The organism is Streptomyces fructofermentans (assembly GCF_014651055.1).
Taxonomy (GTDB): Bacteria; Actinomycetota; Actinomycetes; order Streptomycetales; family Streptomycetaceae; genus Streptomyces; species Streptomyces fructofermentans.
Map to the genome: position 1 here is coordinate 73,213 of NZ_BMWD01000030.1, position 26,063 is coordinate 99,275.

A 26,063-nucleotide genomic window follows, 5' to 3' on the forward strand; every position below is an offset into this window, starting at 1 on the left:
GAGCGTTCCCGCACGGGCCCGCGCGATGCTCGGAGTCCGTCCCGCAGGGCGTCCGAGCGTCGACGCCCAACCCTTCCGCCCGCCAACCCGCAGGCCGTGCGCGAACCGGCCCGCGGGTGCTCCCGCGCATCGCCCGCGAGTGTCCCCGGCGCGGTGCCCGGAGCTGGACCCCGCAGGGTGCGCCCGCACCAGCCGGCAGGGATCCCTCGTACGGACCCGCGGGGCGTACAACTGGCGACGCGCAGGGCTCCCGCGCACCGACGCGCAGGGCTCCCGCACCGCCCCGCAGGGCACCCGCGCACCGAAAACGGCCGAGCGCCCCCGCACCGCCCCGCACGGCGTCCGAGCGTCGACCCGCGGGGTGTCCCCGCGCCGCCCCGCGATGCCCGGGGATCGACCCGCACGGCTCCCGCGCACCGCCTGGGCGCGGGACCCGCACGGCTCCCGGGCGCCGCCTGGGCGCGGTGCCCGGCACGGGCCCACGCGGTGACCGGAGTCCGACCCGCAGCGGCTCCCGCGCAACCGCCCCGCAAGGCGCCCAAGCACCACCCCGCCGCGCGTCCCCGCCTCGCCCCGCCGCGCGCCCCCGTATCGGCCGAACGGACGCGCGAGGACTGGTGGGACCGTCCGTAATCGGGTAAATACGATCGGGTAGAACCAGTCGGTAACGTATCGGACCAAGATCCCTATTCGCGGCGAGGTGAGCCTCTTGACCGCAACACCCCCCCAGCCCGTTGTCACCGAACGCGAGGCCCGGCAGGTCGCCGAGGCGGCGCGCGAGCGGGACTGGCGCAAGCCCAGCTTCGCGAAGGAGCTGTTCCTCGGCCGCTTCCGGCTGGATCTCATCCATCCGCACCCCATGCCCCCCGACGAGGACTCGCGGCGCGGCGAGCAGTTCCTGGCGAGGCTGCGCGACTTCTGCGAGACGAAGATCGACTCTGCGCTCATCGAGCGGGAGGCGCGCATCCCCGACGAGGTGATCAACGGGCTCAAGGAGCTCGGCGCCCTCGGCATGAAGATCGACATCAAGTACGGCGGCCTCGGCCTCACGCAGGTGTACTACAACAGGGCGCTCGCGCTGGTCGGCTCCGCGAACCCGGCGCTCGGCGCGCTGCTCTCCGCGCATCAGTCGATCGGAGTACCGCAGCCGCTGAAGATCTTCGGCACCCAGGAGCAGAAGGACGCCTTCCTGCCGCGCCTGGCCCGTACCGACATCTCAGCCTTCCTGCTGACCGAGCCGGACGTGGGCTCCGACCCGGCGCGGCTCGCCACCACCGCCGTGCCGGACGGCGACGACTACGTCCTCGACGGAGTGAAGCTGTGGACGACCAACGGGGTCGTCGCGGACCTCCTCGTCGTCATGGCCCGGGTGCCGAAGTCCGAGGGCCACAAGGGCGGGATCACCGCCTTCGTGGTGGAGGCGGACTCGGAGGGCATCACCGTCGAGAACCGCAACGCCTTCATGGGCCTGCGCGGCCTGGAGAACGGCGTCACGCGCTTCCACCGGGTGCGCGTCCCGGCCGCCAACCGCATCGGGCCCGAGGGGGCCGGGCTCAAGATCGCCCTCACCACCCTCAACACCGGCCGGCTCTCCCTGCCCGCCATGTGCGTCGGCGCCGGCAAGTGGTGCCTGAAGATCGCCCGCGAGTGGTCGGCCGCGCGCGAGCAGTGGGGCAAGCCGGTGGCCCACCACGAGGCGGTGGGGGCGAAGATCTCCTTCATCGCGGCCACCACCTTCGCCCTGGAGGCCGTGCTCGACCTGTCCTCCCAGATGGCCGACGAGGACCGCAACGACATCCGCATCGAAGCGGCCCTCGCCAAGCTGTACGGCTCCGAGATGGCCTGCCTGATGGCCGACGAACTGGTCCAGATCCGCGGCGGGCGGGGCTTCGAGACCGCCGACTCGCTGGCGGCCCGCGGTGAACGCGCCGTACCCGCCGAGCAGCTGCTGCGCGATCTGCGCATCAACCGGATCTTCGAGGGCTCGACCGAGATCATGCACCTGCTGATCGCCCGCGAGGCGGTGGACGCCCACCTGTCCGTGGCGGGCGACCTCATCGACCCGGACAAGTCCCTCTCCGACAAGGCGAGGGCGGGCGCCAACGCCGGTGTCTTCTACGCGAAGTGGCTGCCCAAGCTGGTCGCGGGCCCGGGCCAGCTTCCGCGCGCGTACGGGGACTTCCACCCGGCGGGCCACCTCGACCTGTCCGGCCACCTGCGCTACGTCGAACGCACCTCCCGCAAGCTGGCCCGGTCCACGTTCTACGCCATGTCCCGCTGGCAGGGCCGGATGGAGACCAAGCAGGGCTTCCTCGGCCGGATCGTCGACATCGGCGCCGAACTGTTCGCGATGAGCGCCGCGTGCGTACGGGCCGAACTGCTGCGCTCCTCCGGGGACCACGGCCGCGAGGCGTACCAGCTCGCCGACGTGTTCTGCCGGCAGTCCCGCATCCGCGTCGAGGAACTCTTCGGGCGGCTGTGGTCCAACACGGACGACCTCGACCGCAAGGTCGTCAAGGGCGTGCTCGCCGGTGCCTACACCTGGCTGGAGGAGGGGGTCGTCGACCCCTCCGGGGAAGGCCCGTGGATCGCCGACGCCACGCCCGGCCCGAGCGAACGGGAGAACCTCCACCGTCCCATCCGCTGATCCCGGGCGCCCGACACGCCGTCCGCGCGCCCGGAGCGGACGGCCGCCGTGACGCGGGGCGGCGGGCGGACGTGCTGCCCGGCGGCGACGCACGGACGCACCGGCACCGGGCCGCACGCCCGCCCGCCGCCCCGCGCGAGAACGTCCCGTGCGCGCGGGGTGGTGCGCCGGGCGCGGTGCGGCACAAGGCGCGCGCCCCGCCTCGGCCCGCCGCGACCGCACGGTCCGCCGGGCCCCGGCGGCGCGCACCGCCCGGCCCCCAAGGCGCCCGCCGCACCCGTCGGGGGCACGCCGCCGCCCGGCTCGTGCCCGGCAGGTGGGGGACGCCCTGTCCTGGCGGGCCTGCGTTACGGCCACAATGGGGGAATGAGCGACAGTCCAGCCCCCCTCGCCGACCCGCATCTCGTCTTCGATCCCGTGGCCGGGGTCAGGGACGTCGTGATCCTCGGCTCCACCGGGTCGATCGGCACCCAGGCCATCGACCTCGTGCTGCGCAACCCCGACCGCTTCCGCGTCACCGGGCTCTCCGCCGCCGGAGGCCGGGTCGACCTCCTCGCGGAGCAGGCCCACCGCCTGCGGGTCCCGACGGTCGCCGTCGCCCGCGAGGAGGCCGTGCCGGCCCTGCGCGAGGCCCTGGCCGCGCGGTACGGAACGGGGGAGCCCCTCCCGGAGATCCTCGCCGGGGCGGACGCCGCCACCGACCTCGCCGCCTCCGAATGCCACACCGTCCTGAACGGGATCACCGGTTCGATCGGACTGGCGCCCACCCTCGCCGCCCTGGCCGCGGGCCGCACGCTCGCGCTGGCCAACAAGGAGTCGCTCATCGTCGGCGGCCCCCTGGTGAAGGCGCTGGCCGCGCCCGGCCAGATCATCCCGGTCGACTCCGAGCACGCCGCGCTGTTCCAGGCGCTCGCCTCGGGCACCAGGGCCGATGTGCGCAAGCTGGTCGTCACCGCCTCCGGCGGCCCCTTCCGCGGACGTACGAAGGCCGATCTGGCCGGTGTCACGCCCGCCGAGGCCCTCGCGCACCCGACCTGGGCGATGGGCCCGGTCATCACCGTGAACTCCGCGACCCTCGTCAACAAGGGGCTCGAAGTCATCGAGGCGCACCTCCTCTACGACATTCCCTTCGAGCGGATTGAGGTGGTCGTGCACCCGCAGTCGTATGTCCACTCGATGGTGGAGTTCACGGACGGATCGACGATGGCCCAGGCGACGCCCCCCGACATGCGGGGGCCGATCGCCATCGGTCTCGGCTGGCCCGCGCGGATCCCCGACGCGGCGCCCGCCTTCGACTGGACCAAGGCGTCCAGCTGGGAGTTCTACCCGCTCGACACCGAGGCGTTCCCCTCGGTGGGGCTCGCCCGGCACGTGGGACAGCTCGCGGGCACGGCCCCGGCGGTGTTCAATGCCGCCAACGAGGAGTGCGTGGACGCGTTCCTGAACGGCGGACTGCCGTTCAACGGGATCATGGAGACCGTGACCGAGGTCGTCGCCGAGCACGGCACACCCCGTACGGGAACTTCCCTCACCGTCGCGGACGTCCTCGAAGCGGAGACCTGGGCGCGTGCCCGGGCCCGTGAACTGACAGCCCGCACCACTGCCGACACGACCGCGGAGGCTCGTGCATGACGACCCTGATGATGATCCTCGGCATAGTCGTCTTCGCGGTCGGCCTGCTCTTCTCGATCGCCTGGCACGAGCTGGGGCATCTCTCCACGGCCAAGCTGTTCGGCATCCGCGTGCCGCAGTACATGGTCGGCTTCGGCCCGACCATCTGGTCGCGCAACAAGGGCGAGACGGAGTACGGGGTCAAGGCCATCCCTCTCGGCGGCTACATCCGCATGATCGGAATGTTCCCGCCCGGCCCGGACGGCCGGATCGAGGCCCGGTCCACCTCGCCGTTCCGCGGCATGATCGAGGACGCCAGATCGGCCGCCTTCGAGGAACTGCGCCCCGGCGACGAGACGCGGCTCTTCTACACGCGCAAGCCGTGGAAGCGCGTGATCGTGATGTTCGCCGGCCCCTTCATGAACCTGATCCTCGCCGTCGCCATTTTCCTCGGCGTGATGATGACCTTCGGCGTGCAGACCCAGACCACCACGGTCGGCAAGGTCTCCGACTGCGTCATCGAGCAGAGCGAGAAGCGCACCAAGTGCGCGGAGGGCGACGAGGCCGCGCCCGCCAAGGCCGCGGGGCTCCGGGGCGGCGACAGGATCGTGGCGTTCGACGGGGTGGCCGTCACCGACTGGTCGGCCCTCCAGTCCGACATCCGCGCCAACCCCGGCAAGGACGTCACGCTGACCGTCGAGCGCGACGGCAAGCAGCTCGACCTGACCGCGCACCTCATCCGCAACCAGGTCAGCAAGACCGACGGCGACGGCGGCTACGTCGAGGGCAAGTACGTGGACGCCGGCTTCCTCGGCTTCACGCCGGCCTCCGGCGTCGTCCAGCAGTCCTTCGGGCAGTCCGTGGACCGCATGGGCGGCATGATGCAGAACGGCGTCGAGTCGCTGGTCGCCCTGCCGTCCAAGATCCCGGCCCTGTGGGACGCCGCGTTCGGCGACGGCCCGCGCGAGGCGGACTCCCCGATGGGCGTGGTCGGCGCGGCACGCGTCGGCGGCGAGGTCTTCACGCTGGACATCCCGCCGGAGAACCAGATCGCGATGATGCTGTTCCTCGTCGCGGGCTTCAACCTGTCCCTGTTCCTGTTCAACATGCTTCCGCTGCTGCCGCTCGACGGCGGGCACATCGCGGGCGCGCTGTGGGAGTCGCTGCGGCGGAACACGGCCAAGCTGCTGCGGCGGCCGGACCCCGGTCCGTTCGACGTGGCGAAGCTCATGCCCGTCGCGTACGTGGTGGCCGGGATCTTCATCTGCTTCACGATCCTGGTGCTGATCGCGGACGTGGTCAATCCGGTCAGAATCTCCTAGTCGTACGGAGTCGTCGGCGGCCGGGCACGACGGGGCGGCCGGGAGGAGCACCTCCCGGAGCGCCCCGGGTGCCCGGCCGTCCCCCATCGGGTGGCTCCGCCCGGGGAGTGTGCTCCCGTCCGGGAGGGTGCCGTAATCTCGGTGTCTGGAGCCCGTCAGCTTTCGGGACCGACCGATCCTTACCTTGGGGTTGCACAGCAGATGACTGCGATTTCACTCGGCATGCCGTCCGTTCCGACCAAGCTCGCCGAGCGCCGCAAGAGCCGGCAGATCCAGGTCGGAACCGTGGCGGTGGGCGGGGACGCACCCGTGTCGGTGCAGTCGATGACGACGACGCGTACGTCGGACATCGGTGCCACGCTGCAGCAGATCGCCGAGCTGACGGCGTCGGGCTGCCAGATCGTGCGGGTGGCGTGTCCGACGCAGGACGACGCGGACGCGCTCGCGACGATCGCGCGCAAGTCGCAGATCCCGGTGATCGCGGACATCCACTTCCAGCCGAAGTACGTGTTCGCCGCGATCGACGCGGGCTGCGCGGCCGTGCGGGTCAACCCGGGCAACATCAAGCAGTTCGACGACCAGGTGAAGGAGATCGCGCGGGCGGCGAGGGACGCCGGGACCCCGATCCGGATCGGGGTGAACGCGGGCTCGCTGGACCGGCGTCTGCTGCAGAAGTACGGGAAGGCCACGCCGGAGGCGCTGGTGGAGTCGGCGTTGTGGGAGGCGTCCCTCTTCGAGGAGCACGACTTCCGTGACATCAAGATCTCGGTCAAGCACAACGACCCGGTCGTGATGGTCAACGCCTACCGGCAGTTGGCGGCGCAGTGCGACTACCCGCTGCACCTCGGTGTGACCGAGGCGGGTCCCGCGTTCCAGGGCACCATCAAGTCCGCCGTCGCCTTCGGCGCGCTGCTCAGCGAGGGCATCGGCGACACCATCCGGGTCTCCCTGTCGGCTCCGCCCGCCGAGGAGATCAAGGTCGGCATGCAGATCCTGGAGTCGCTCAACCTCAAGCAGCGCCGCCTGGAGATCGTCTCCTGCCCGTCCTGCGGACGCGCCCAGGTCGACGTCTACAAGCTCGCCGAGGAGGTCACGGCCGGGCTGGAGGGCATGGAGGTCCCGCTGCGCGTCGCGGTCATGGGCTGCGTCGTCAACGGCCCCGGCGAGGCCCGTGAGGCCGACCTCGGTGTGGCGTCCGGCAACGGCAAGGGACAGATCTTCGTCAAGGGCGAGGTCATCAAGACCGTCCCCGAGTCGAAGATCGTGGAGACCCTCATCGAAGAGGCATTGAAGATCGCCGAGCAGATGGAGGCCGACGGCGTCGCCTCCGGCGAGCCCTCGGTCGCGGTCGCCGGCTGACCCGCCCGCCCCGACCCACGTCCCGCCCCGGCCCGCAGCCGCCGGACGAGCCGGTCACCGGCCCGTCCGGCGCCGCGTACCGGGGCGGCCGCGCCCGTGGCCGAGGCCCCGCACCCGACCACCGCCGGGAGCCCGGACGGGACCCGGCACGGGCGGCGACCGCCCCGCCTCCCCGGACGCCCACCGCGCCCGACCCACCGGGCGGCGCGCCACATTGCCGCCAGGTACAGTGCGGAGACCAGCAGACCTGATGGTGAAGGCACCTGTACGTGTTGACGCAGACGACCACCAGGGTCCTCGCACCGAGTGACCTGGACGCGGCACTCGCCGTCCTCGACCGCGAGCCGGTCGCGAACGCCTTCGTGACCTCCCGGGTGCAGGTCGCCGGCCTCGACCCCTGGCGCCTCGGCGGCGAGATGTGGGGCTGGTACGAGGACGGCATGCTGACGTCCCTGTGCTACGCGGGCGCCAACCTGGTCCCGATCTGCGCCGGCCCCCGGGCCGTCCGCGCCTTCGCGGACCGCGCCCGCAGGGCGGGCCGCCGCTGCTCCTCCATCGTCGGCCCGGCCGAGGCCACCTCCCTGCTCTGGCGCCTCCTGGAGCCGAGCTGGGGCCCCGCCCGCGAGGTCCGCCCGCGCCAGCCCTTGATGGTCACCGACCGCCTCCCCGCCGACGTCACCCCGGATCCGTACGTCCGCCGCATCCGCAAGGACGAGATGGAGACGATCATGCCGGCGTGCGTGGCGATGTTCACCGAGGAGGTCGGCATCTCGCCGCTCGCCGGTGACGGCGGCCTCCTCTACCAGGCGAGGGTCGCCGAACTCGTCGGCTCCGGACGCTCGTTCGCCCGCCTCGACGCCGACGGCCGGGTCGTCTTCAAGGCCGAGATCGGCGCCGCGACGCCGAACGCCTGCCAGATCCAGGGGGTCTGGGTCGCGCCCGAGTACCGGGGCCGGGGCGTCGCGGCACCCGGGATGGCTGCCGTCCTGCGCTACGCCCTCGCGGACGTGGCCCCGGTCGTCAGCCTGTACGTCAACGACTTCAACACGGCCGCCCGGGCGACCTACCGCAGGGTCGGCTTCCAGGAGGTCGGGGCGTTCATGAGCGTCCTGTTCTGACGGACGCGGCGCCTCCCCGCCGGTGCGGTCGCCCCCGCCCCGACCGGATCGCGTCCGACCCGCTCGGGCCGCCCGGTCCGCGCGCCGATCCCGCCCGGCGCACGGGTAGTCTCCCCGGCATGCTGCGCTTCCCGGGCCCGGGCCCCCGTACGCCCGACGACGTCGTGATCGGCCCGCTGGACCTGGCCGTCCGGGTCGACGAGGCACTCGCCGTGCAGGCCGTGGCCTTCGGGCTCGGCCCGGACGAGATCGCCGTACGGCGCCAGATCGTGCTGCGCCACCTCACCTGCCGGGGCGCCCGGGCACTCGGCGCCACCACCGCCGACGGACGGCTCGTCGGATTCGTCTACGGCATGCCCAACGACCGTACGCACTGGTGGTCCACGATCGTCGAGCCCTATCTGCGCGGCCAGGGCCACGACGCGTGGCTGGACGACTCGTTCGTGATCACCGAACTGCACGTCCACCCGGACTTCCAGAACATCGGCGTGGGCCGCGCACTGATCACGACCGCGACGGACGCCGCCGCCGAGCCGCGGTCGATCCTGTCCGCGATCGACACCGAGAGCCCGGCCCGCGGGCTCTACCGCTCGCTCGGCTACCAGGACCTGGCCAGGCAGGTGGTGTTCCCCAGCGCGCCGAAACCGTACGCGGTGATGGGCGCCCCGCTGCCACTCCTGCGCCGATAACGGATTTCCGGCGACGGGTGCCCCCCGGCTAACCTCCTAGCCATCACCCTTACGCAGCAGGAGTCGAGAATCATGGCCCAGGTCCAGCGCATGTCCCGTTTGATGGTCAAGACACTGCGTGACGACCCGGCGGACGCCGAGGTGCTCAGCCACAAGCTGCTGGTGCGCGCCGGCTACGTGCGCCGCACCGCCGCCGGCCTGTGGTCCTGGCTGCCGCTGGGCAAGAAGGTGCTGGCCAACGTGGAGCGCGTGGTCCGCGAGGAGATGGACGCCATCGGCGCCCAGGAGGTCACGCTGCCCGCCCTGCTGCCCAGGGAGCCCTACGAGGCGACGGGCCGCTGGGACGAGTACGGCCCCGAGCTGTTCCGCCTCAAGGACCGCAAGGGCGGCGACTACCTCCTCGGCCCCACCCACGAGGAGATCTTCACCCTCCTGGTCAAGGACCAGTGCTCGTCCTACAAGGACCTGCCGGTGTCGCTCTACCAGATCCAGAACAAGTACCGGGACGAGGCCCGCCCGCGCGCCGGAATCCTGCGCGGCCGCGAGTTCCTGATGAAGGACTCGTACTCCTTCGACCTGGAGGACGAGGGCCTGGCCGCGTCGTACGCGCTGCACCGCGAGGCGTACCAGAGGATCTTCACGCGCCTGGGTCTGGACTACCGCATCTGCGCGGCCACCGCGGGCGCCATGGGCGGTTCCAAGTCCGAGGAGTTCCTGGCCCCGGCCGCCGCCGGCGAGGACACCTTCGCCGACTGCCCGAACTGCGACTACGCCGCCAACACCGAGGCGATCACCTACGCGCTGAAGCCGGTCGACGCCGCCGGGGTCCCCGCCCTGGAGGAGATCCCCACCCCGGACACCCCGACCATCGAGACGCTCGCCGCGCACCTGGGCGTCCCCGCCTCCGCCACCCTGAAGAACCTGCTGGTCAAGGTGGACGGCGAGATCGTGGCCGTGGGCGTCCCGGGCGACCGCGAGGTCGACATGGACAAGGTGGAGGCGCACTTCGCCCCCGCCGCCGTCGAGCTGGTCACGGCCGAGGACTTCGTGGGCCGCCCCGACCTCGTACGCGGCTACGTCGGCCCGCAGGGCCTGGAGAAGGTCCGCTACCTCGCCGACCCGCGCGTCGCCCCCGGCACCGCCTGGATCACGGGCGCCAACCGGGAGGGCACGCACGCGAAGAACGTCGTCGCGGGCCGCGACTTCGAGGTCGACGAGTACGTGGACTCCGTGGTCGTGCAGGAGGGCGACCCCTGCCCCGTCTGCGGCACCGGCCTCGTGCTGGACCGCGCCATCGAGATCGGCCACGTCTTCCAGCTCGGCCGCAAGTACGCCGACGCCCTCCAGCTCGACGTCCTCGGCCGGGAGGGCAAGCCCGTCCGCGTGACCATGGGCTCGTACGGCATCGGTGTCTCGCGCGCGGTCGCGGCCATCGCCGAGCAGCACGCGGACGAGCAGGGCCTGGTCTGGCCCGCCGAGATCGCCCCGGCCGACGTCCACGTCGTCGCGGCGGGCAAGGCGCTCCAGACCGAGCTGGCGCTCGACGTCTCGGAGAAGCTGGGCGCCGCCGGTGTGCGCGTGCTCGTGGACGACCGCGCGGGCGTCTCGCCCGGCGTGAAGTTCACGGACGCCGAACTGATCGGCGTGCCCAAGATCCTGGTGGCCGGGCGGCGTTCGGCCGAGGGCGTCCTGGAGCTGAAGGACCGCCGCACCGGTGAGCGCGAGGAGCTGACGGTGGACGAGGCGATCGCCCGTCTGACGGCCTAGCGACCGGGGGCCGCGGCCCCCGCTCCGCGCACCGGGTCCCCGCCCCGCCCAGGACGTACGCCGTCCGGAGCGGGGCGGCGGCCGTCCGGCGCCGCAAGTCCTCGCGCGCGGGCCGGCGGGAACCGGGCGCACGGCGTGGGGCCGGGGTGGCACACGAGGGCTCCGCGGGGGATGGGGTCTGCGCCCCCGCGGAGGTCCCGCCCAAGGGGCCGGCCTACAGCCAGCTCGCGAACTCCAGCAGCAGCTCCGCGTCCTGGGCCCGGCCCACGCGCCGGGCCCGTACGCCCGACTCCACGGCCCGGAACAGGGTCCAGCCGCGCAGCCGCTCCTGGTCCACCTCCAGGGACTCCGCGAGCCGCTTCACACGGCGGCGGGTGGTGGCCGCCCCCGAGGACGTGGCGATCAGGTCCTCGACACGGTCGCGGACCAGCCGGGCCAGGTCGAAGGCGCACTCGCCGACCACGGGGTCCGGCCCCACGGCCAGCCAGGGGCTGCGCTCGCCCGCCAGGACCTTGCTCTGCCGGAACGTGCCGTGCAGCAGCCGGGTCTCGGGCGGCGACACCAGCAGCTCGGCCCGCACCGCGAGCGCCGCGTCGACCAGGGGCGCCGCCTCCGCGTCGGCACCCGCACGCATCGCCTCGGACTGCCGGCCCGTCCGCTCGGCCACCGTCTCGAAGACCTGGCCGGCCGGCGGCTCGACCCACAGCCTGCGCAGGGCGCCCGCCGCCTCCAGCATCGACTTGGCCTCGGGCAGCGAACGCACCGACACGTCCGGGTGCAGCCGCTCCAGCAGCAGGACCCCCTCGGGCCCCGCGGCGTCCAGCAGCCGTACGGCACCGCGTCCGTCCCAGTGCGCGAGGGCGGCCCGCTCGCTCTCCGGACGGGCCCGGGGCGGCGCGAGCTTCAGCACGGCGGGGGTGTCGTCCGGCAGCCTGACGAGGACCACCAGGCTGCTGCGCCCGCCGGGCACCTGTACGCGCTCCACGGTCGACTCGCGTAGCGCGACGGCCTGCCGGGCCGCCTCGGGCAGCCTCTCCAGCCAGTCGTCACCGCCCGGTGCCGTCTCGCCGAGCGCCTTGACCAGACGACGAGGCGGTTCGAAAGCCATACGCGAGTCGTTCCCTTCCCGTGGGCGTCAGTCCGCGGGCGACGCCGGCGGAGCGGAGGGGGCCGCCGACCGCTCGGCGAGCCCAGGGAAGGCTACGCTCTCGCCGCGCCAGCGCACCGCGCGCACCGCGGCTTCCCGCAGGGCGTCCGCCGCCGCGCGCCGCCGGTCCCCCTCCGAGGCCCGGACCAGGTCGGAGTACACCCCCGCCACCCGGTCCTCCAGCTCGGCCGCGAACCGCACCGCGGACGCCGCGTCCTCGACCGGGAACGTCAGCGCGTACGCGGCGGACGCCGGTACGGGGTCGGCGTCCAGGTCGCGTACGGCCCGCGCCAGTTCGTCGCGCCGCGCCCGGTGCGCGTCGTACGCGGCCCGGGCCGCGGCCCGCCCGGCCTCGTCGATCCTGCCGCCCACGACCCCGTAGCCGTAGACGGCGGCGTGCTCGGCGGCCAGCGCGGCCTGTACGGCCGTCAGCTCCGCCGAAGGCTTCCCGGACCCGCTCACTTCTCGTCCTCCGTCAGCAGAAACGCGTGCACGGCACCGGCGGCCGCCACCGAGGCCAGCAGGCGTGCCAGTTCCCCCGGTACCCCGACCAGTTCCTTCGCGCGCCGGTCCGCCAACTCCCGCTCGGCGGCGGCGAGCTGCGCCAGCGCGTCCTTCTCCGTGGCCGGCACCCCGGGCGAGGCCGTCGCCGACGCCTCACCGGAGGGGCCCGCGGCCACGGCGCTGGGGGTGGACGCGGCGGGGGAGGGGGAGGCCGAGGGGGACGCGGACTCCCGCCGGTCGCCGCCGAACGCCTCCACGTGGCGTACGACCTCGGCGCGCAGCGGCGACAGCCGCTCGTCCAGACCGGGATGCGCGGCGAGCACGGCCGCGTACCGCCCGGCGAGCGCCTCGCTGTCGCGGGCCCCGCGGGCGCGTGCCCGGTCGGCCGCGGAGGGACTCCCCTTGGTGGTCCCGGAGGAGGTGTCGGGGGCGGAGCAGCCCACGAGCAGGGCGGTGCCCGCACCGGCTGCTCCGGTCAGCAGGCTCCTTCGGCGCGGCCCGGAAGGGGTGCGCGACGGCAAAGTGAACGACACGGCAGACGTCCTCGGAGGGCTCGTTCGAACGAATGGGGCGACAGGCCGGTGATCACCGTACCCGGGTGGCGCCCCCGCACCCACCAGCGGCGCCCGCCCGATCCGGGGCACGCCGGGGTGGACGGCAACACCCCCTGGGACCGGATACCCTTTGACCTGACACACGACCAACCCACAACAGCACACGCGGCCGAGGAGTCACCCGGATGAGCACCACCCAGAGCGAGAGGCTGCGAGAGCTCCTGGAACCGCTCGTCAGCTCGCAGGGACTCGATCTCGAGGAGATCGAGGTGGACTCGGTCGGACGCAAGCGGGTGCTGCGCGTGGTCGTCGACTCCGACGAGGGTGCCGACCTGGACGCGATCGCCGATGTGAGCCGCGCGCTCTCGGCGAAGCTCGACGAGACCGACGCGATGGGCCAGGGCGAGTACACCCTCGAAGTGGGCACCCCGGGTGCCGAGCGCGAACTCGGCGAACACCGTCACTACGTACGTGCCACCGGCCGCCTGGTGCGGTTCCAGCTGGCGGACGGCGGCGAAGTGGTCGCCCGGATCCTGGCGGTGGACGACGAGGGCGTCGACGTCGAGGTACCCGGTGTGAAGGGGCGCAGGCCCACCACCAGGAGGCTCGCGTTCGCGGACGTCGCCAAGGCGCGGGTCCAGGTGGAGTTCAACCGCAAGAGCAACGCAGACAGTGCGGACAGTGCAGATAGTGCACACGACGCAGACAACACGGACAGTTCGGGCGCCGGTCGTGTCGAGGACACCGACGGCGTCGAGGACACCGAGGACATGAAGGAAGAGGAGGAGGCGTAGCCGTGGACATCGACATGAGTGCCCTGCGGGGCTTGGTGCGGGAGAAGGAGATCTCCTTCGACCTGCTGGTCGAGGCGATCGAGTCGGCCCTCCTCATCGCCTACCACCGCACCGAGGGAAGCCGCCGCCACGCGCGCGTCAAGCTCGACCGGGAGACCGGCCATGTGACCGTGTGGGCGAAGGAGGACCCCCAGGACCTGGAGGAGGGGCAGGAGGCGCGCGAGTTCGACGACACCCCGTCGGACTTCGGACGCATCGCGGCCACCACCGCCAAGCAGGTCATCCTGCAGCGCCTGCGGGACGCGCAGGACGACGCGACGCTCGGCGAGTACGCCGGCCGTGAGGGCGACATCGTCACCGGCGTGGTCCAGCAGGGCCGCGACCCGAAGAACGTGCTCGTGGACATCGGCAGGCTGGAGGCCATCCTGCCGGTGCAGGAGCAGGTGCCCGGCGAGTCGTACCAGCACGGCCTGCGGCTGCGGTCGTACGTCGTACGGGTGGCGAAGGGCGTGCGAGGTCCGTCCGTGACCCTGTCGCGCACGCACCCGGGCCTGGTCAAGAAGCTCTTCGCGCTGGAGGTCCCGGAGATCGCCGACGGTTCCGTCGAGATCGCCGCGATCGCCCGCGAGGCCGGTCACCGCACGAAGATCGCCGTCCGGTCCACCCGGTCGGGGCTGAACGCCAAGGGCGCCTGCATCGGCCCCATGGGCGGGCGCGTGCGCAACGTCATGGCCGAGCTGAACGGCGAGAAGATCGACATCGTCGACTGGTCGGACGATCCGGCCGAGATGGTCGCGAACGCGCTCTCCCCGGCCAGGGTCTCCCGGGTCGACGTCGTGGACCTCGCGGCCCGTTCCGCACGGGTGACGGTCCCCGACTACCAGCTCTCGCTGGCGATCGGCAAGGAGGGGCAGAACGCCCGCCTGGCCGCACGCCTCACCGGCTGGCGCATCGACATCCGTCCGGACACCGAGCAGACCGGTGACGAGGACGGCGACCGGCCCGCCGGGCGGACCGGGGAATAGATCCGGACCGCAGGTGGTTTGGATCACGTCAGATTTCTGTGCGGCAACTGTTCGATACTTGCCCCAAAGGGGTGAGGTCGGTGCAGGGAGGTAGACTTAAGAGTGTCTGGCCGGACGCAAGCCCGCGCATGCCCTGAACGCACCTGTGTGGGGTGCCGGGAGCGAGCGGCCAAGACCGATCTGCTGCGCACCGTGGCGGTCGGAGGCGAATGCGCCCCTGATCCACGCGGTACGCTGCCCGGCCGGGGTGCGTATGTACACCCCGCCCTGGTCTGTCTCGACCTGGCGGTCCGCCGCCGGGCCTTCCCGAGGGCGCTGCGTGCCCCGGGCCCGCTCGACACTGAGGCGTTGCGCCACTACGTCGGGCGGACGGACAGTTGCTGAGCAGGCAACAAGGCAAGACGTGTCGTACGGAGCCCCGTGCGGCCCTGGTACCCCGCGAGTTGGAAGTAGGTCGAGATTGCGATGAGCACTCGATGAGCACGCGATGAGTACGCCCATGAAGTAGCGACGGTCCGGACGCAACCCGGACCTAAAAGGAGCGAAGTGGCTAAGGTCCGGGTATACGAACTCGCCAAGGAGTTCGGGGTGGAGAGCAAGGTCGTCATGGCCAAGCTCCAAGAACTCGGTGAATTCGTCCGTTCGGCGTCCTCGACGATCGAGGCGCCTGTAGTACGCAAACTGACTGACGCCCTGCAGCAGGGCAACGGCGGCGGCAAGCCCGCCCCGCGCAAGGCCGCGCCCGCCAGGCCGGGCGCCCCCTCTCCGGCGCAGTCGGCACGTCCGGCCGCCCCGCGCCCGCCGGCCCCGAAGCCGGCCGCCGCGGAGAAGCCCGCGGCAGCGGCGGCCCCGTCCGCCGGTCCGCGCCCGACCCCGGGTCCCAAGCCCGCGCCGAAGCCCGCTCCGGCGTCTCCGGCTCCCGCGGCACCCGAGTTCACGGCGCCGCCCGCGGCTCCGGCGGCTCCGGCCGCCTCCGCGGCACCGGCCGGTCAGCGCCCCGCCGGCGCCCGTCCCGGCGCCCCGAAGCCCGGTGTCCGTCCGGCAGGCCCCGCACAGGGCGGCCAGGGTGGTCCCGGTCAGGGCCGTGGCGAGCGCAGCGACCGTGGTGAGCGCGGCGACCGTCAGGGCGCCCCGCGTCCCGGCGGCCAGGGCACGCGTCCCGGTGGTCGTCCCGCCGGCCCGCGTCCGGGCAACAACCCCTTCACCTCTGGTGGCTCCACCGGCATGGCGCGCCCGCAGGCGCCCCGTCCCGGCGGCGCCCCGCGTCCCGGCGGCCCCGGTGCCCCGGGCGCTCCGCGCCCCCAGGGCGCGGGCCAGGGTGGTCCCCGTCCCCAGGGCGGTCCCGGCGGCGCTCCGCGTCCGCAGGGCGGTCCCGGCGGCGGTCGTCCGTCTCCCGGCGGCATGCCCCGTCCGCAGGCCCCGCGTCCCGGCGGCGCCCCCGGCGGTCCGGGCGGCAACCGTCCGAACCCCGGCATGATGCCGCAGCGTCCCGCTGCGGGCCCGCGTCCCGGCGGCGGTGGCCCCGGTGGCCGCGGTCCCGGCGGCGGTGGCGGTCGTCCCGGCGGTGCCGGCGGCGGTCGTCCCGGTGGCGGCGGCTTCGCCGGTCGTCCGGGTGGTCCCGGTGGCGGTGGCGGCGGCTTCGCCGGTCGTCCGGGTGGTCCCGGTGGCGGTGGCGGCGGCTTCGCCGGTCGTCCCGGTGGTCCCGGTGGCGGCGGCGGTCGTCCCGGCTTCGGCGGTCGTCCCGGTGGTCCCGGTGGCCGTGGTGGCACGCAGGGCGCCTTCGGCCGTCCCGGCGGTCCCGCGCGTCGTGGTCGCAAGTCGAAGCGGCAGAGGCGCCAGGAGTACGAGGCCATGCAGGCCCCGTCGGTCGGCGGCGTGATGCTGCCTCGCGGCAACGGACAGTCCGTCCGCCTGTCGCGCGGTGCGTCCCTCACCGACTTCGCGGAGAAGATCGGCGCGAACCCCGCGTCGCTCGTCGGCGTGATGATGAACCTCGGCGAGATGGTCACTGCCACGCAGTCCGTCTCCGACGAGACGCTGAAGCTCCTCGCGGACGAGATGAACTTCGTCCTCGAGATCGTCAGCCCCGAGGAGGAGGACCGCGAGCTGCTCGAGTCCTTCGACATCGAGTTCGGCGAGGACGAGGGCGGCGAGGAGTTCCTCGTGGCGCGTCCGCCGGTCGTGACCGTCATGGGTCACGTCGACCACGGAAAGACCCGCCTCCTCGACACCATCCGCAAGACGAACGTCGTCGCGGGCGAGGCCGGCGGCATCACCCAGCACATCGGTGCCTACCAGGTGGCCACCGAGGTCAACGGTGAAGAGCGCAGGATCACCTTCATCGACACCCCGGGCCACGAGGCGTTCACCGCCATGCGTGCCCGTGGTGCCAAGTCGACCGACATCGCGATCCTCGTGGTGGCGGCCAACGACGGTGTGATGCCCCAGACGATCGAGGCGCTGAACCACGCCAAGGCGGCCGACGTGCCGATCGTGGTCGCGGTCAACAAGATCGACGTCGAGGGTGCCGACCCGACCAAGGTGCGCGGTCAGCTCACCGAGTTCGGTCTGGTGGCCGAGGAGTACGGCGGCGACACGATGTTCGTCGACATCTCCGCCAAGCAGGGCCTCAACATCGAGAGCCTGCTGGAGGCCGTGGTCCTCACCGCGGACGCCTCGCTCGACCTGCGGGCCAACCCGGAGCAGGACGCGCAGGGCATCGCGATCGAGTCCCACCTCGACCGCGGCCGCGGTGCCGTCTCGACGGTCCTGGTCCAGCGCGGCACGCTGCGCATCGGCGACACCATGGTGGTCGGCGACGCGTACGGCCGTGTCCGGGCGATGCTCGACGACAACGGCAACAACGTCGAGGAAGCGGGTCCGTCGACCCCCGTCCTGGTCCTGGGTCTCACCAACGTCCCCGGTGCCGGCGACAACTTCCTGGTCGTCGACGAGGACCGCACGGCGCGTCAGATCGCCGAGAAGCGCGCGGCGCGTGAGCGCAACGCCAACTTCGCCCGGCGCGGAGTCCGGTTCTCCCTGGAGAACCTGGACGAGGCGCTCAAGGCCGGTCTGGTGCAGGAACTCAACCTCATCATCAAGGGCGACGCGTCCGGTTCGGTGGAGGCCCTCGAGTCCTCGCTGCTCCAGCTCGACGTCGGCGAAGAGGTCGACATCCGCGTCCTGCACCGCGGCGTGGGTGCGGTCACCGAGTCGGACATCGACCTGGCGACCGGCTCCGACGCCATCGTCATCGGCTTCAACGTCCGCGCTGCGGGCCGCGCGGCGCAGATGGCGGAGCGCGAGGGCGTCGACGTCCGCTACTACTCGGTGATCTACCAGGCCATCGAGGAGATCGAGGCGGCCCTCAAGGGCATGCTCAAGCCGGAGTACGAAGAGGTCGAGCTCGGCACGGCGGAGATCCGCGAGGTCTTCCGCTCGTCCAAGCTGGGCAACATCGCCGGTGTGCTGGTCCGCTCCGGCGAGGTCAAGCGCAACACCAAGGCGCGGCTGCTCCGCGACGGCAAGGTCATCGCGGAGAGCCTCACCATCTCCGGTCTGCGCCGCTTCAAGGACGACGTCACCGAGATCCGCGAAGGCTTCGAGGGCGGTATCAACCTCGGAAACTTCAACGACATCAAGATCGACGACGTCATCGCGACGTACGAGATGCGCGAGAAGCCGCGCTCGTAACGTCCGAGGCCCGGCTGTATCCGTGTGGGGTTGGCCGACGGGGATTCGTTCCCGTCGGCCGGCCCCCTCGGGGTTTTCGGCCCCTGCCGCACCCTCCCGTCTCCTCGGGCGGGGGCGGCAGGGGCGAAACTCCGTCGAGCGGCACCCGGGTTCGTTGTACCGTTCTGGTGTCCCTGCCAAGAGCTTGGCCGGGCCATCTATCCCGTACCGGCGGGACATCCGGACACACATATGTACGTGGGGACTCTGTCCTTCGACCTGCTCCTCGGCGACGTACGGTCGCTGAAGGAGAAGCGCTCCGTCGTCCGCCCGATCGTGGCCGAACTCCAACGCAAGTACGCGGTGAGCGTGGCGGAGGTCGAGCACATGGACCTCCACCGCAGGGCCGTGGTCGGCCTGGCGGTGGTCTCGGGGGACGCGGGGCACGTGACCGACGTACTCGACCGGTGCGAGCGCCTGGTCGCCGGTCGTCCCGAGGTGGAGCTGCTGTCGGTGCGACGGCGTCTCCACGGCGAGGACGACGACTGATCGCGCGGCGACGCGAGTCGGACGCGCACGATCGGCAAGAGAACAGCAAGACAGCGGCAAGACAGCAGCATGAACAGCGGGAAAGAGGGAGACGGACCAGTGGCCGACAACGCGCGGGCGAAGAAGCTGGCGGACCTCATCCGAGAGGTGGTGGCCCAGAAGCTGCAGCGCGGGATCAAGGACCCGCGGCTCGGTTCGCATGTGACCATCACGGACACCCGGGTCACCGGGGACCTCCGGGAGGCGACCGTCTTCTACACGGTGTACGGGGACGACGAGGAGCGTGCCGAGGCCGCCGCGGGCCTGGAGAGCGCCAAGGGCGTGCTCCGGTCGGCCGTGGGTGCCGCGGCGGGCGTGAAGTTCACGCCGACGCTGACGTTCGTCGCCGACGCCCTGCCGGACACCGCCAAGACCATCGAGGACCTGCTCGACAAGGCGCGGGCCTCGGACGCGAAGGTGCGCGAGGTCTCGGCCGGAGCGGCCTTCGCCGGTGAGGCGGACCCGTACCGGAAGCCGGGCGAGGACGAGGACGAGGACGACAGCACCGCATGACCGAGAAGCACCGGACGCCCGACGGCCTTGTCATCGTGGACAAGCCGTCGGGCTTCACCTCGCACGACGTGGTCGCCAAGATGCGCGGGATCGCGAGGACCCGCCGCGTCGGGCACGCGGGCACCCTCGACCCCATGGCGACGGGCGTGCTCGTGCTCGGCGTCGAGAAGGCGACCAAGCTCCTCGGGCACCTCGCGCTGACCGAGAAGGAGTACCTCGGCACCATCCGGCTCGGGCAGAACACCCTGACCGACGACGCCGAGGGCGACCTCATCTCGTCCACGGACGCCTCGGGCGTGACCCGGGAGGCCGTGGACGCGGGCATCGCCAAGCTGAGCGGCGACATCATGCAGGTGCCGTCCAAGGTCAGCGCCATCAAGATCGACGGCGTGCGCTCGTACAAGCGGGCCCGCGAGGGCGAGGACTTCGAGATCCCGGCCCGTCCGGTACGCATCTCCTCGTTCGCCGTGTACGACGTCCGGGACGCGGTCGCCGAGGACGGCACGCCCGTCCTGGACCTGGTCGTCTCGGTGGTCTGCTCGTCCGGCACCTACATCCGGGCGCTCGCCCGGGACCTGGGCGCCGACCTGGGCGTCGGCGGCCATCTGACGGCACTGCGGCGCACCCGCGTGGGCCCGTACAAGCTCGACTCCGCGCGCACCCTCGACCAGCTCCAGCAGGAGCTGACGGTGATGCCGCTCGCTGAGGCCGCCGAGGCCGCGTTCCCGCGCTGGGACGTGGACACCGGGCGCGGGCGCCTCCTGCTGAACGGTGTGCGTCTGGAGATGCCCGACGAGTACGCCGGGGCCGGGGCGGTCGGGGTCTTCGACCCCGAGGGGCGCTTCCTGGCGCTGGTGGAGGAGCAGAAGGGCAAGGCCAAGAGCCTGGCCGTGTTCGGCTGAGACAGGGGCCGGACCGGCCCGATCGTGGTGGAGCGGCGTGCACGGGTCAGGCGTGCGCGCCGCTCCACTGTCCCCCTTCGGTTCCCCCACCCAAGGGTGTATCCATCCACCCCGCCGCATTCACCCGTCCGGGCAGGCGCTCGGAGTGAACTCGGGGAGCGGAAGGGGGCTTGTTCGGCTCGGGAGCTGTCGTGCCCGATCACCCCGCGCCTACCGTCGGAACCGAGGCGTCGGCAGCACAGTGCGCCGGGCGCGGCGGGGAGGTCGGAGATGGCGGGACGGGGCCCGCGGGCAGGGAGTCGTCGTCGGCCCCCGGACACCGCGACGGCCGCGCCGGACCCGGTCCGGGCCGAGAGGGACGCCGCCGGGACCGTACCGGACGCCGCCCGGTCCGTGCGGGACGCCCTCCGGGGCATGCCGGATGCGGCTCGGGCCGGGTGGGAGTCCGCCGGGCCCTCGTGGCGCGGGTGTCCGGGCGCCGGGGAGGCGGCCCGGGGCGAGTCCGGTGACGGCCGCCGGCACGGGGCCCCCGACCGGGCCGGGCACGTATCCGCCGGGAGCGCGGCTACCTGGCCCGTGCCGGGGGAGGGCTCGGGGACCGGGGCAGTACGGGCCGGGGACGGTCGGCCCGGAGGGGCGCGGGCCGAGGGCGCCTCCGGTCCGGGCGAGGAGCCCGCGGCCAGGGCCCTGGTGCGGATCCGCGACGGGGCCGGACGGCCGCGCGGAGCGGGGTTCGCGGCCGACAACCGGGGCACGGTGGTCACCAGCCACGAGGCCGTCGACGGTCAGGCCCGGCTCGTCGTCCACGCCCCCGACGGCGGCAGCTGCCCGGTGACCGCCGACGACATCACCTTCCTCCCCGGGCTGGGCCTCGCACTCGTACGCACCACCGGCCTGGGCCTCGCCCCGCTGCCGATCGCGGCCCGCGGGGCGGTCGGCACCGGCGCGTACGTCCGTGTCGCCGCGGGCGGCTGGCGGGAAGCCCGCGTGCTCGGCACCTCCGCGGTGACGTACACGGCGGCCGGCCGTGCCCACCGTGTCGGCGCCGCCCTGGAACTGGCCATCGGCACGGCGGGCCGCGATGCCCTGCGGCCCGGCGGGGGCGCGTCCGGGGGGCCGGTCGTCGACGCCTCGACCGGCGCCGTCGTCGCCGTCCTCGGCACAGCGCTGCACTCCGGACAGCAAGTGGGCGGCCTCGCAGTCCCCCTGCGCGCGGACTCCGCGACGGCCGACGGGGAACTCGCGGGGCTGCTGGCCCGCAACGCCTCCTCCGTCCCCGCGTACGGCGCCGACCTGAACCTCGCGGGTGTGCTGGAGCTGACCGCGACCCTCGCGCCACCACCGGCGTCGGGTGACGCCGTTCCCGTCGAACGCGGCTCGGTGCTCCGGGAGTTGACGGCCTTCGCCGACGGCCCGCGTACGGTGCTCGGCCTCGTCGGGGCCCCGGGCAGCGGCCGTACGACGGAACTGGCGGCCCTTGCCGCGCGGCGTCGCGGGGGCGCGGCGCCGGCACCGACCCTGTGGCTGCGCGGAGCCGATCTCCTCGACGGCGACAGGTCGGTCGCGGACGCGGCCCGGCGGGCACTGGAACGGGCGGCCCGCATCGCGGCGGCCCCCGGCCTGGGCACGGTAGCCGCCGGGCCGGCTCCGCAGGGGTGGGTCCCGGACCCGGGGCCGTCCGGGCGACCGGCGCACACGGGCACGCACACGCGCACCCGCACGGGCACGGACACGCGGCCGTCGCGATCAGGGGCCGGCGGGCCGGGCGACCGGCGTGACCCGACCGCTGAGCCAGGACCCGGGCGGTCGGCCCGCCTCGCGCGGGACGCGGGACGGCCCCTGCTGCTGCTCCTGGACGGCCCGGAGGAGATGCCGCCCGCCCTGCTCCGGCGGCTGCCCGAGTGGACGGCGGCGACCGCCGACTGGCTGGAGGCGAACGGCGCGCGGCTCGTCGTGGCCTGCCGGACGGAGCACTGGGAGCGGGCGGGGCACTGGTTCCCGCCGGAGTCGCTGCACGTGTGCGGGCATGCGGACGCCGAGCCCGACGGGTGGTCCGGCGGGCTCCCCGCCTGCGTACGGCTCGGCGATCTGGACGAGGGCGAGGCGCTGCGGGCCCGGGAGCGCCACGGAGTTCCGGAGGGAGTCCTGCACGGGTCCGACGCGCGCCACCCGCTGACGCTGCGGCTCCTGTCGCAGGTCGTGGCCGCGATGTCCGGTGCCAGGCCGGGCCGGATCGGCCGCGAGGAGGTCTTCGCGGCGTATCTCGACCTGATGTGCCTGCGGGTCGCCGTGCGGCTCGCGGCGGCGAACGGCTTGCGCGGCACGGCGGTACGACGGCTCGCGGCCCGTGTGTCCGGTCAGGTGCACGTGGCCGCGCGGCGCTGCCTCGGACCGGGGCACGGGGAACTGGACCGGGCGTCCTTCGAGTCGCTGTTCCCGTGGGGACCGGTGCCCGACCGGCGCCTCGGCGGCTGCACGGGCTGGGCCTCCGCCGTGCTCGCCGAGGGACTCCTCGTGCCCGCGGGCGACGGCTACCGCTTCGCCCACGAGGAGTTCGCCGACTGGATCCAGGGCGTGCACCTCGACCTGGGCGCGGCACTCGACGCGCTGGTCCACCGGGAGGTCCGCGACGGGACCTCGCGGGCGGAACGCCCGCTGCACGGGGCCAGGGGCGAGGGCGTGGCCGCCCCGCCGGTCCGGGACGGGGTTACGGGCGCCGAGGGGGCGTCGTCGCGGGGCCGGGCCGGGGGTGCCGAGGGTTCGCCGGTTCGCCACGGGGTTGCGGGCGCGGAGGGTTCGGTGGTCCGGCGGCGGGCCGGGGGTGCGGGGGGTTCGGTGGTCCGGCAGCGGGCCGGGGGCGCGGGGGAGGGGGCGGCGGGCCGGGACCGGGGCGAGGGCGCCGACGGTCCGGCGGCCCGTCGTGCGGGTGCCCCCGCGCTCCTCCCTGCGGCCGGGCGGCACGACGACTCCGCCGGGCCCGATCCGGTGCCACGGCACCGGATCGGGCCCGTACTCCAGGCGCTGCTCCTGGTCCCGCGTCAACACGGCGACGCCGTACTCACCCTCCGCCTGCGCGAACTGCTCGGGGCCGTCGACCGCCTGGAGTCCTCGGCTCCCGGGGCCTGGTGGGCCGGCCACCTCCTGCGGGCCACCCTGCTCCGGGTGCCCGACGCGACCCCGCACCTCGGAGTGCTGCGACATCTCGCCGAGCGGGTGGTGTCCTGGCGGGCCGGGGGCCGGCGCGTGCCGGGGGGGTTCGGGCCCGGATTCTGGGCCGGGCTCCCGCTGCCGGAGGCACACCGGTTCGACCTGCTGCGCCGGCTCGTGGTGGCCGACGCGGCGCCACCGGCCGCCGAACCCCGCTACCTGGACACCGTGTCCCGGCGGCTCGCCGCCGACCCCGCCGCCGTACAGCCCCACCTCACCCACTGGTTCGACGACGGGCGTCCGCTGCCCGCCACGCCCGAGGTCACCGTCGCGACCGCCGCCCAGGTGCTCCTGCACACCCACCGGCACCGGGCCCCGGACGACCTCATCGAGACGCTGGCCGGGAGCGGGCACCCCCGTGCGGAGGAACTCCTGGCCGTCCTCGCGCGGGACGAGCCCTCGGCGGTGTGCAGAGCCGTCGCGCGCTGGGCGCGGGACGAGCGGCCCGCGCGCCGGGCCGCCGCGGTCGCGCACGGGCTGCGCACCGCACCGCACGCGCGCGCGGAGGCCGACCGCGAACTGCTGCGCGGCGCCGCGCTCGCCCTGCTCGGGCGCCCCGGCGACTGCACCCTGCACGGCAGCGCGCTGGCCCTCCTCGTCCGCGATCCGCAGACCCGGGCCCGCCACCTGCCCCAGGCCCTCGCCCGGTTCAGGGCGGGCGACCCGAGGCTGCCCGCGAGCGCGCCGGCCGCCGCGCTCGCCACGCATCCCGAGGCGGTGCTCGACGCGTTCCGGGACCGGCTGCGGCAGCCGGACGGCGACGACGTGCTGCGCCCGCTCGTCGAGGCCGCCACCCCTCCGCTGGCCCCGCGTGTGGCGGACCTCCTCCGCGACACGGTCGGGCGGCGGCCCGGTTCGGCCGCGCACGTGGCGGCCTCCGTACGACGCCGGCTGGAACGCGGTCTCCCCGCGCGCGGCGTACTGCGCCCCCTGGTCGGAGGGCTGCTCGACGGCGGCACACCGCTGCTGCGTGCCGCGCTCGCCGAGGTGTTCGCCGCGCCCGGCACACCGGAGTCGGCCCACCTGCGGCGCGAGTTCCTGGAGCTCCTGCTGGCCCGGGAGGACGACCCGGCCGTCCTGGACGCGCTGGTGCGCGCCGCGGCGGCGGGCGCGGCGCACAGCGGCGAGGAGCACACGCGCACGGCCGTGCTCGACGCCGGCCGGCTCCTCGTCCGGACCCCGGAGGGAGCGGCCCGGTTCGACCGCGCACTCGTCGACCTGGGCCGCCGCGACCCGGCGTTCGCCGCGCTCGTGGCCCACTGGCTGGCCGACGCGCCCGGAGAGTGGACCGCGCTGGTCGGCCCCGGCACCCGGCGCATGATCGGGAACCCGGCGGGCGCGCCCGTCCCGGCCTAGGCCCGGACCGGCGGCGGCCGGCGCACCCGCGACCCGGCCGCCGTCACGTGCCGCCCGTCACAGCCCCCATGCCGATGCGAGCCGAGCGGACGCGGCATGGCACCCTTAGACCTGCGTATGAGGCAGACACGGACACAGGTTCGACGAGGAGCGGTCACAGTGCAGCGCTGGCGTGGTTTGGAGGACATCCCCCAGGACTGGGGGCGCAGCGTGGTCACCATCGGCTCGTACGACGGCGTCCACCGCGGGCACCAGCTGATCATCAGCCATGCCGTGGAGCGGGCACGGGAGCTGGGTGTCCCGTCCGTCGTCGTCACCTTCGACCCGCACCCGAGCGAGGTCGTGCGGCCCGGCAGCCACCCGCCCCTGCTCGCGCCGCACCACCGGCGCGCCGAGCTGATGGCGGAACTCGGCGTGGACGCGCTGCTCATCCTGCCCTTCACCCCGGAGTTCTCGAAGCTCTCGCCCGCCGACTTCGTGGTGAAGGTCCTCGTCGACAAGCTGCACGCGAAGGCCGTCGTCGAGGGCCCCAACTTCCGCTTCGGCCACAAGGCCGCGGGCAACGTCGCCTTCCTGACCGGGCAGGGCGAGACGTACGACTTCGAGGTCGACGTGGTGGACCTGTACGTGACCGGTGAGGCCGGCGGCGGCGAGCCCTTCTCGTCCACCCTGACCCGGCGGCTCGTGGCCGAGGGAGACGTCGAGGGCGCGCGCGAGATCCTCGGCCGCCCGCACCGAGTGGAGGGCGTCGTCGTCCGCGGTGCCCAGCGAGGCCGTGAACTCGGCTTCCCCACCGCCAACGTGGAGACCCTGCCCCACACCGCGATCCCCGCCGACGGCGTCTACGCGGGCTGGCTGCACGCGCAGGGCGAGGCGATGCCCGCCGCGATCTCCGTCGGTACGAATCCGCAGTTCGACGGCACCGAGCGCACGGTCGAGGCGTACGCCATCGACCGCGTGGGACTCGACCTGTACGGACTGCACGTGGCCGTCGACTTCCTCGCCTTCGTGCGCGGGCAGGCGAAGTTCGAGTCCATCGAGGCGCTGCTCGAAGCGATCGGCGACGATGTGAAGCGGTCGCGGGAACTGATCGAGGCCGCCGAGAGCGAGTAGCGCCGCTCCGGCCGTTCCCCACCGCCGGACGGACACCCGTCGCGGCAACAGGCCCCGGAAGCACGGCTTCTGAGTGGGCGTCAGCAGAATTCGGGGACGTGCCCACCGCCGCCGGGGGAGATACGTGAAGGGCCCGCACCGTGACGACACGGTGCGGGCCCTTCCTCGTGCGAGC

At 73.7% G+C, this 26,063-nt stretch carries 19 protein-coding genes; 16 read left to right on the top strand and 3 right to left on the bottom strand.

Features of this window, described 5'->3' with window-relative positions:
- Nucleotides 1-700: 700 nt before the first annotated feature.
- From IE265_RS31765 to IE265_RS31795, 7 genes are all read left to right on the top strand, one after another.
- Nucleotides 701-2,647 (top strand): acyl-CoA dehydrogenase family protein, encoded by a 1,947-nt coding sequence (locus IE265_RS31765; protein ID WP_190039200.1) that lies wholly within the window; start codon nucleotides 701-703, stop codon nucleotides 2,645-2,647.
- A 366-nt stretch (nucleotides 2,648-3,013) separates the two neighbouring features.
- Complete coding sequence (dxr, locus tag IE265_RS31770) at nucleotides 3,014-4,279, top strand: 1-deoxy-D-xylulose-5-phosphate reductoisomerase (protein ID WP_190039201.1); 1,266 nt, start codon at nucleotides 3,014-3,016, stop codon at nucleotides 4,277-4,279.
- Nucleotides 4,276-5,580 (top strand): M50 family metallopeptidase, encoded by a 1,305-nt coding sequence (locus IE265_RS31775; protein ID WP_190039202.1) that lies wholly within the window; start codon nucleotides 4,276-4,278, stop codon nucleotides 5,578-5,580. The genes dxr and IE265_RS31775 overlap by 4 nt, the downstream gene beginning before the upstream one ends.
- A 201-nt stretch (nucleotides 5,581-5,781) precedes the next feature.
- Nucleotides 5,782-6,939, top strand: coding sequence for a flavodoxin-dependent (E)-4-hydroxy-3-methylbut-2-enyl-diphosphate synthase (gene ispG / locus IE265_RS31780; protein ID WP_190039203.1), 1,158 nt, complete (start codon nucleotides 5,782-5,784; stop codon nucleotides 6,937-6,939).
- 269 nt (nucleotides 6,940-7,208) lie between these two features.
- Complete coding sequence (locus IE265_RS31785) at nucleotides 7,209-8,057, top strand: GNAT family N-acetyltransferase (RefSeq protein WP_190039204.1); 849 nt, start codon at nucleotides 7,209-7,211, stop codon at nucleotides 8,055-8,057.
- A gap of 119 nt (nucleotides 8,058-8,176) precedes the next feature.
- The gene (locus tag IE265_RS31790) at nucleotides 8,177-8,746 is read left to right on the top strand and encodes a GNAT family N-acetyltransferase (protein ID WP_190039205.1); all 570 of its coding nucleotides are present in this window, start codon (nucleotides 8,177-8,179) and stop codon (nucleotides 8,744-8,746) included.
- A gap of 72 nt (nucleotides 8,747-8,818) precedes the next feature.
- Entirely contained in the window at nucleotides 8,819-10,513 is a 1,695-nt protein-coding gene (locus tag IE265_RS31795) for a proline--tRNA ligase (protein WP_190039206.1), read from the top strand.
- 214 nt (nucleotides 10,514-10,727) lie between these two features.
- On the opposite strand, the gene IE265_RS31800 is transcribed toward IE265_RS31795, so the two are convergent.
- Genes IE265_RS31800 through IE265_RS31810 form a run of 3 tightly spaced genes read right to left on the bottom strand, consistent with a single transcriptional unit; the run spans nucleotide 10,728 to nucleotide 12,697 of the window.
- Nucleotides 10,728-11,621 (bottom strand): aminoglycoside phosphotransferase family protein, encoded by an 894-nt coding sequence (locus tag IE265_RS31800; protein ID WP_190039207.1) that lies wholly within the window; start codon nucleotides 11,619-11,621, stop codon nucleotides 10,728-10,730.
- 27 nt (nucleotides 11,622-11,648) lie between these two features.
- A complete protein-coding gene (locus IE265_RS31805) occupies nucleotides 11,649-12,122 on the bottom strand; it encodes a ferritin-like domain-containing protein (RefSeq protein WP_190039208.1) in 474 nt (157 codons plus the stop codon).
- Entirely contained in the window at nucleotides 12,119-12,697 is a 579-nt protein-coding gene (locus IE265_RS31810) for a hypothetical protein (protein ID WP_190039209.1), read from the bottom strand. Before IE265_RS31810 ends, IE265_RS31805 begins: the two co-directional genes overlap by 4 nt.
- 206 nt (nucleotides 12,698-12,903) lie before the next feature.
- On the opposite strand from IE265_RS31810, the gene rimP reads away from it, so the two are divergent.
- From rimP to IE265_RS31855, 9 genes are all read left to right on the top strand, one after another.
- Nucleotides 12,904-13,512 carry a ribosome maturation factor RimP gene (rimP, locus tag IE265_RS31815; protein WP_190039210.1) on the top strand — a complete coding sequence of 203 codons (609 nt, stop codon included), beginning with the start codon at nucleotides 12,904-12,906 and terminating at the stop codon, nucleotides 13,510-13,512.
- A gap of 2 nt (nucleotides 13,513-13,514) precedes the next feature.
- Nucleotides 13,515-14,537: a transcription termination factor NusA gene (nusA, locus tag IE265_RS31820; protein WP_190039211.1), complete on the top strand. Its 1,023-nt coding sequence runs from the start codon at nucleotides 13,515-13,517 to the stop codon at nucleotides 14,535-14,537.
- A gap of 102 nt (nucleotides 14,538-14,639) precedes the next feature.
- Nucleotides 14,640-14,921: a YlxR family protein gene (locus IE265_RS31825; RefSeq protein ID WP_190039212.1), complete on the top strand. Its 282-nt coding sequence runs from the start codon at nucleotides 14,640-14,642 to the stop codon at nucleotides 14,919-14,921.
- Nucleotides 14,922-15,083: 162 nt separating this feature from the next.
- Entirely contained in the window at nucleotides 15,084-18,230 is a 3,147-nt protein-coding gene (gene infB / locus IE265_RS31830) for a translation initiation factor IF-2 (protein WP_190039213.1), read from the top strand.
- Nucleotides 18,231-18,461: 231 nt separating this feature from the next.
- Entirely contained in the window at nucleotides 18,462-18,758 is a 297-nt protein-coding gene (locus tag IE265_RS31835) for a DUF503 domain-containing protein (RefSeq protein ID WP_190039214.1), read from the top strand.
- Between the two features lie 99 nt (nucleotides 18,759-18,857).
- Nucleotides 18,858-19,310 carry a 30S ribosome-binding factor RbfA gene (gene rbfA, locus IE265_RS31840; protein ID WP_190039215.1) on the top strand — a complete coding sequence of 151 codons (453 nt, stop codon included), beginning with the start codon at nucleotides 18,858-18,860 and terminating at the stop codon, nucleotides 19,308-19,310.
- Nucleotides 19,307-20,212, top strand: coding sequence for a tRNA pseudouridine(55) synthase TruB (truB, locus tag IE265_RS31845; protein WP_190039216.1), 906 nt, complete (start codon nucleotides 19,307-19,309; stop codon nucleotides 20,210-20,212). The genes rbfA and truB overlap by 4 nt, the downstream gene beginning before the upstream one ends.
- Nucleotides 20,213-20,902: 690 nt before the next feature.
- Nucleotides 20,903-24,775, top strand: coding sequence for a trypsin-like peptidase domain-containing protein (locus tag IE265_RS31850; RefSeq protein WP_190039217.1), 3,873 nt, complete (start codon nucleotides 20,903-20,905; stop codon nucleotides 24,773-24,775).
- A gap of 159 nt (nucleotides 24,776-24,934) precedes the next feature.
- Nucleotides 24,935-25,888, top strand: coding sequence for a bifunctional riboflavin kinase/FAD synthetase (locus tag IE265_RS31855; protein ID WP_190039218.1), 954 nt, complete (start codon nucleotides 24,935-24,937; stop codon nucleotides 25,886-25,888).
- The last annotated feature ends 175 nt before the right edge of the window (nucleotides 25,889-26,063 follow it).

Bases quoted from the DNA above. Each gene is read 5' to 3' on its own strand.
- IE265_RS31835 (WP_190039214.1), top strand. From the start codon at position 18,462: ATGTACGTGGGGACTCTGTCCTTCGACCTGCTCCTCGGCGACGTACGG.
- IE265_RS31790 (WP_190039205.1), top strand. From the start codon at position 8,177: ATGCTGCGCTTCCCGGGCCCGGGCCCCCGTACGCCCGACGACGTCGTG.
- dxr (WP_190039201.1), top strand. From the start codon at position 3,014: ATGAGCGACAGTCCAGCCCCCCTCGCCGACCCGCATCTCGTCTTCGAT.
- truB (WP_190039216.1), top strand. From the start codon at position 19,307: ATGACCGAGAAGCACCGGACGCCCGACGGCCTTGTCATCGTGGACAAG.
- IE265_RS31775 (WP_190039202.1), top strand. From the start codon at position 4,276: ATGACGACCCTGATGATGATCCTCGGCATAGTCGTCTTCGCGGTCGGC.
- rimP (WP_190039210.1), top strand. From the start codon at position 12,904: ATGAGCACCACCCAGAGCGAGAGGCTGCGAGAGCTCCTGGAACCGCTC.
- IE265_RS31795 (WP_190039206.1), top strand. From the start codon at position 8,819: ATGGCCCAGGTCCAGCGCATGTCCCGTTTGATGGTCAAGACACTGCGT.
- IE265_RS31800 (WP_190039207.1), bottom strand. From the start codon at position 11,621: ATGGCTTTCGAACCGCCTCGTCGTCTGGTCAAGGCGCTCGGCGAGACG.
- ispG (WP_190039203.1), top strand. From the start codon at position 5,782: ATGACTGCGATTTCACTCGGCATGCCGTCCGTTCCGACCAAGCTCGCC.